Raw genomic sequence first — 5041 nt, 5'->3', positions numbered from 1 at the left:
GATGAGGCTCGAATCGAGGGGGGCGCTGGCCCACGTTTCACCGCCGTCCCTCGTGACCGCCACTTCGGAAATGTCGGCGTCGCGCCCGCCGAGGGTAACGAACCCCACGCTCGGGCTCACGAAATCCACGAAGGTGGGCTGATCGAGCGACCGCGTGGGGTGCGGCGTCAACGATGCGCCCCCGTTCGACGTCGTGTAGTACGCGTCGACAAATTGGTTCGGCGTATTGGTGCTGAGGGGCGCGAAGAACACGCCGTGGGCGTCGTCGCCGAACTGTCCCGTCGTGATCTGTTCGCTCAAAGGCGTGGACTGCCACGTAACCCCGGCGTTCTGCGTCACCGAGACGTTCGCGAAATCGACGATGACGCCACGGCTCGGGTTCTGGAATACCGGCTCGCCGTAGGCCGTCAGGCCGCTGATAAATGACCACGTGACCCCACCATTGATGGTTCGATAGGAGGCCGAACTCGCCGCAACCAGAACGCCCGTCGTGTCGTCCGCGAACCCGAGGTAGTCGCAGGGCTGCGGGAGCGATCGCGTCGTCCACTGGCGGCCCAGTTCCGTCGCCTCGTGCATGGTCGCGCTACCGGCCTCAAGCGCCAGCACCCTCGCGCCGGACACGGCCACGCTGGAAAACCGGATACCGCTGAGACCGGTCGCCACGAGCGACCAGGCGTCACCACCGTCCTCGCTGACCGCAAACAGAGGATCGGTCAGCTCGGAGCCGACGGCCACGACGGTGTCCCGGTTGACGAACGCGACATCGCTCAACGATCGGTTGCCTTCCATCGGGCCCGAACGCACCCAGGTCTCGCCACCATCGTGGGTGGCAAGGATGATCATCCCGTCTCCAACCGCGACGCCGTGTTTCGTGTCGTAGAACTCGAGGGCATAGAGGTCTCCGTCCCAGTTGGGTCGAAGCCGCGCCCACGTCACCCCGGCGTTGTCCGAGCGCAGGAGTGTGCCAAACCGGCCCACCGCGAACGCGCGCGTCGGCGACGCGAAGCGCACCTGGTTGATCGTTGTCACGCCTCCGGCCGTCGGACTGATCAGCGTCCAGCCGGGGGACGTGGGTGTTCCGGCCGGCGGAGGAACCGCCGGGGGCGCCGTGGGACTCGACGAGTCGCCGCAGCCGTAAAACGCAAGGATCGTAAGGGGAAGAACGAGAAGCCGGGACGTGGAGGCACCGAAGATCGAGCGGCGCATCGAAGGTTCCTTTCGGCCAGGGTGAATCCTCGCATGTCGCATCGTTGGTGTTGGCTGCAGACTATTGGAGCATGCGCGGGCCGCGCGCGTCAAGGTGACGCTGGACGGTGTCCGCCCTACTCGACGTGCAGGGCGAGGCAGGTGATGTCGTCGCTCTGGCGGGTGCCGCCGACGAACGCATCGACGCGCGCGATGAGCGAGCGGATGGCCGCGTCCGTGTGCGTGTCGCTCAACCCGCGGACGGCGTCCACCACGCGCGCGTCGCCGAATTCGTGATCGCCCGCGTCCACCGCCTCTGCGAGCCCGTCCGAGAAGACGAACAGGAGATCCCCAGGCACCAGCGTCGTGCTGCCGGACTGGTAGCGTTGTTCCGGGTCGATGCCAAACGGCAGTCCCCCGTCTTCAAGGCGTTCGGTCCCGCCGTCGCTGCGCCGCAGCACCGGGTGCTCGTGCCCGGCATTGACGTAGCGCAGCACCATCGTCGTAAGGTCGAGTTCGGCGAGGAACACCGTCGTGAAGCGCTGTCCGCCCAGGCTGCGCGTGCACGCAAACTCGTTCAGCCGCTCGGCGAGCATCGGCATGTCGCCGCAGTCCCGCGCGCACGAGTGAAGGCACGCCTGGAAGGACGCCATCAGGAGCGCCGCCGGTACGCTCTTCCCCGCCACGTCCGCCACCACCAGCAGCAGGCGGTTGCCGGCATCATCCAAGAGGAATGCGTCGTAGTAGTCGCCCGAGACCGTGTTGGCGGGACGGGTGGTAAAGGCGATGTCGAGTCCTGGCACGCGTGGCGGTTCTTCCGGGACCAGCCAGCGCTGGATCTCGCGAGCGATCTGGAGATCGCGCTTCATGGTGACGCGGTCCGCGAGCTCGAGCACGAGGACGACGAACAGCAGCAGAAACCCGACGCCCCGGAAGTTGAGATCGAGATCGTAGTCGCGGACGATGAAGTGCCACTCGCCCATGATGCCGAGCACCACCGCCAGCACGAGCAGCACGCGCCGCGCCGGCGAAAGCTTCATCGCGATCGCCCAGAACCACGCATGCGCAACCCGCATCCACCCGCGCGGGCCGCGTATCCTGCCCAGGTCTTCCCCGTCGACGTCGACCCGGTAGAGCTCGTAGCTCGTGCGCGCCTCGGAGCGGAACTGGTCCCACAGTTGCTGGACCTCGAGACCGTCCGAGAGCCGCCGCCAGAACCGCCCCAGCCGGCGCGGTCTCCCCCACCGGCGACGGCCGGTATCCTCGGTAGCGCGATCGTGTGGTTGGGCTGTCGACACGTCCCAAGAACCTCCTGGTAAGAAGGTTCATTATTCGCGAAAGCACCCGCGTCGCCAAGCGCCATTTGCGCCGCTTTCAACCACGCCACTACCCCGCGGCGCGCTTGCTGTCTCACCCAGTCGGAGTCATCTCCACTGGCGGTCAGTTACTGTGGACAGCCTGCTGCGGCGTCCAGCCCAGCGACAGCGTAAACTTGTTGGCTCTGTCCCCGTGGTTCCCGTTGATGATGGTAAGGGGAACCATGGCGTAGTCGAAACGGAACATGAACTCACGAAGTGGCAGCCCGGCTCCCAATCCGAGCGTGAGCGCCTTGGGGTCGACGTTCTGAATGGCCTCAAAACCCAGCCGGGCAAAGATCACCTGCCAGAATCCCAGCTCCAGCCCGGCGGAGTACAACTTGTCGGGGTCTTCCGACTTCTCCAGGTCGAAGTTGAAGACCATTGCAAACGTCGGAACTGAAGCATCGAGAAGCGTCGTGTAGGGAGACTGGATGTCTATGGACACGCCATAGGCATTGTGCCGGCCAGGTTCGATCGTCCCATAGCTGCCGTATTCAAGATCAGACCCGAAGCTTCGAAGACTGATTCCCAGCGCCGGCGTGACCGACCAATCGGCCGGATTGGAAGCGGAGTATGCCAGCAGGAAGCCCACGTCGTACACCGAGCCATCGCCATCCACGGGCGCAGGGCCCGTCAGGAAATACTCCGTGCTGAGCGACTTGTAAGTGCTCCCAATCCCGAGGTGGAACGAGTGTGCAAACTGTAGATCAACTGCGGCGGTGAATGAGTAATATTCCTCGTAGCTGTCGAAGTAGCCCAGCGGCATGCCCTGCGTATCGGTGATCTCGATCGCCCCGTAGTTCAACTTCGCAAACCGCACCTCGCCACCCAGTCGCAGCACAACATCGCCCTCGTACACGGGATAGCCTCCCGACAGCACGCCGCCCTTCAAATTCACATCATTCACAAGATCCGGAAGAATCTCTCCGGAGTATGCGCTCAGATAGGCGCCGCTTAGTCTCGCCGCCACGGCCGGGTTGTTGAGGATCGTGGACGGATTGCTGCCGTCCGCCACACCGCCTCCTGCAAGCGCGTAGCTTCGGGCGTCGTGTGGCAGGTTGATGATGGGAATCTGCGCCAGACACAGATGTGTACCGAGGAACAGGATCGCAAGGGCAGCACCTGCTGCCAGGACGGGGCGAGTTTGCACGAGAAACCTCCTTCGTTCCGGCGTTCGATGACTGCGCGGCATCGCTTTCGTATGGGCCGTTGCCCCCGATGGCATCAACTATTTCGCGATCGGTGACAACTCGCCACCGGTCACTTCGGCTCCTGTCGATGGTCCTGGCCAGACTGGCTCCAGTACAATCCCCCTTCCTCAGCAATCCCAGCAATGAGAAGCACAAGGACGAATCCCACAACCACGCCAACCATGATGACCAACCCCTTCTTGGGACGAGGAAAACCAGCCGTCTCACGCTCCACTCGCCGAACATCCCGCAGGTTGACGACAAGCGTGTCCGCCGGCAGGTAGGGATTCGACTGGATACCGACGACCTGCTGATCGAATGCCTCCGTCACCCTCATCTGCAACGCGGTGCTGTCGGCCATGACGAAGCGCACGGTCTTTCCGATCAGCGTATTCGGATCAACCTCATCGGGCGGATGTTTATCCGACGTGACCGGCTTCCAGGAGTACGTCTGCGTGCAGGCCATCAGCGAGAAGGTGACGAGCACGACAAGACTGATGAGCGCACTTTTGCGCATAGAGGCTCCTCCCGGCATTGCCACTGCACCGCGGATATGGTCGTCGTGGTCGTCCTGGATCATCTCGTACGCACCGGCGCAGCTATGCCGCGTCCGGCTTGTCCGCGCTCTCAAATTCGACGCCGCCGACACGAACAGCGATAGCGTTGTAGATGGCGCCGCCGAGAGCAAACAGCGGATAGCATATTATGCCGTACACAACAGGCATCATGAGAAGCATCACAGCGTTTAGCCGCATTTGCGGCCATGCCATCATGATCAATCCCACGGGGACGCACAGGAGCAACATCGTGACAACGTAGAAGAGCGTAAGCACCTTGCTGCTTTGGCGAACGGACACTCGTGTGATTTGCCGCTTCGTAACGGCATCCGTTACCCTCGCTCCGTGCGCTGGACGCCCATCGACACGCCGCGCCAACATGCCAACCATCAGCACTGCGTTCGAAGGGCTTACCCCTTCAAGCTTCAACCATGCTTCAACTTCCGCAGGACTTGTGCCATCCCGAAGTTTGGTGGCTGCGATTCGCTCCAGGGTAGCCACGTCACGCTTATTATCGTTCCGCGCGTTCATTGCTTCCCCCTTTTCGGAGTGAGAGCCGACGGCCGGCCATAGTCGACGTGAAAGCCAAAAAGGAAACTCTGCGCCTTCATGCTGACGTTGCCCCCTCACGTTAGGCCTGCTACTTCAGCAGCACCATCTTCTTCGCGTCCTGGAAGCGCCCCGCTTCCAGCCGGTAGAAATACACGCCCGATGCAACCAGTCGACCGCGGTTGTCCCGACCGTCCCACGT

At 63.0% G+C, this 5041-nt stretch carries 5 protein-coding genes; all 5 read right to left on the bottom strand.

The window, feature by feature from the left end:
- Positions 1-1029 (bottom strand): YCF48-related protein (locus tag OEX18_15635; protein MDH4338694.1); only part of this gene is annotated, 1029 nt, incomplete at its 3' end.
- A gap of 293 nt (positions 1030-1322) precedes the next feature.
- On the bottom strand, positions 1323-2483 hold the full coding sequence (locus tag OEX18_15630) for a PP2C family protein-serine/threonine phosphatase (GenBank protein MDH4338693.1): 1161 nt from the start codon (positions 2481-2483) through the stop codon (positions 1323-1325).
- 142 nt (positions 2484-2625) lie between these two features.
- Complete coding sequence (locus tag OEX18_15625; protein ID MDH4338692.1) at positions 2626-3693, bottom strand: hypothetical protein; 1068 nt, start codon at positions 3691-3693, stop codon at positions 2626-2628.
- 110 nt (positions 3694-3803) lie between these two features.
- Positions 3804-4313, bottom strand: coding sequence for a hypothetical protein (locus tag OEX18_15620; GenBank protein MDH4338691.1), 510 nt, complete (start codon positions 4311-4313; stop codon positions 3804-3806).
- A 19-nt stretch (positions 4314-4332) separates the two neighbouring features.
- Positions 4333-4821 carry a hypothetical protein gene (locus tag OEX18_15615; GenBank protein ID MDH4338690.1) on the bottom strand — a complete coding sequence of 163 codons (489 nt, stop codon included), beginning with the start codon at positions 4819-4821 and terminating at the stop codon, positions 4333-4335.
- Between the last annotated feature and the right edge of the window lie 220 nt (positions 4822-5041).

It is taken from the genome of Candidatus Krumholzibacteriia bacterium, from assembly GCA_029865265.1.
Taxonomy (GTDB): Bacteria; Krumholzibacteriota; Krumholzibacteriia; order WVZY01; family JAKEHA01; genus JAKEHA01.
The sequence above is the reverse complement of the archived record's forward strand: the minus strand, read 5'-3'. Positions and strand labels throughout refer to the sequence as shown.

Coding starts and splice junctions, on each gene's coding strand:
- OEX18_15620 (MDH4338691.1), bottom strand. CDS start 4,313: ATGATCCAGGACGACCACGACGACCATATCCGCGGTGCAGTGGCAATG.
- OEX18_15615 (MDH4338690.1), bottom strand. CDS start 4,821: ATGAACGCGCGGAACGATAATAAGCGTGACGTGGCTACCCTGGAGCGA.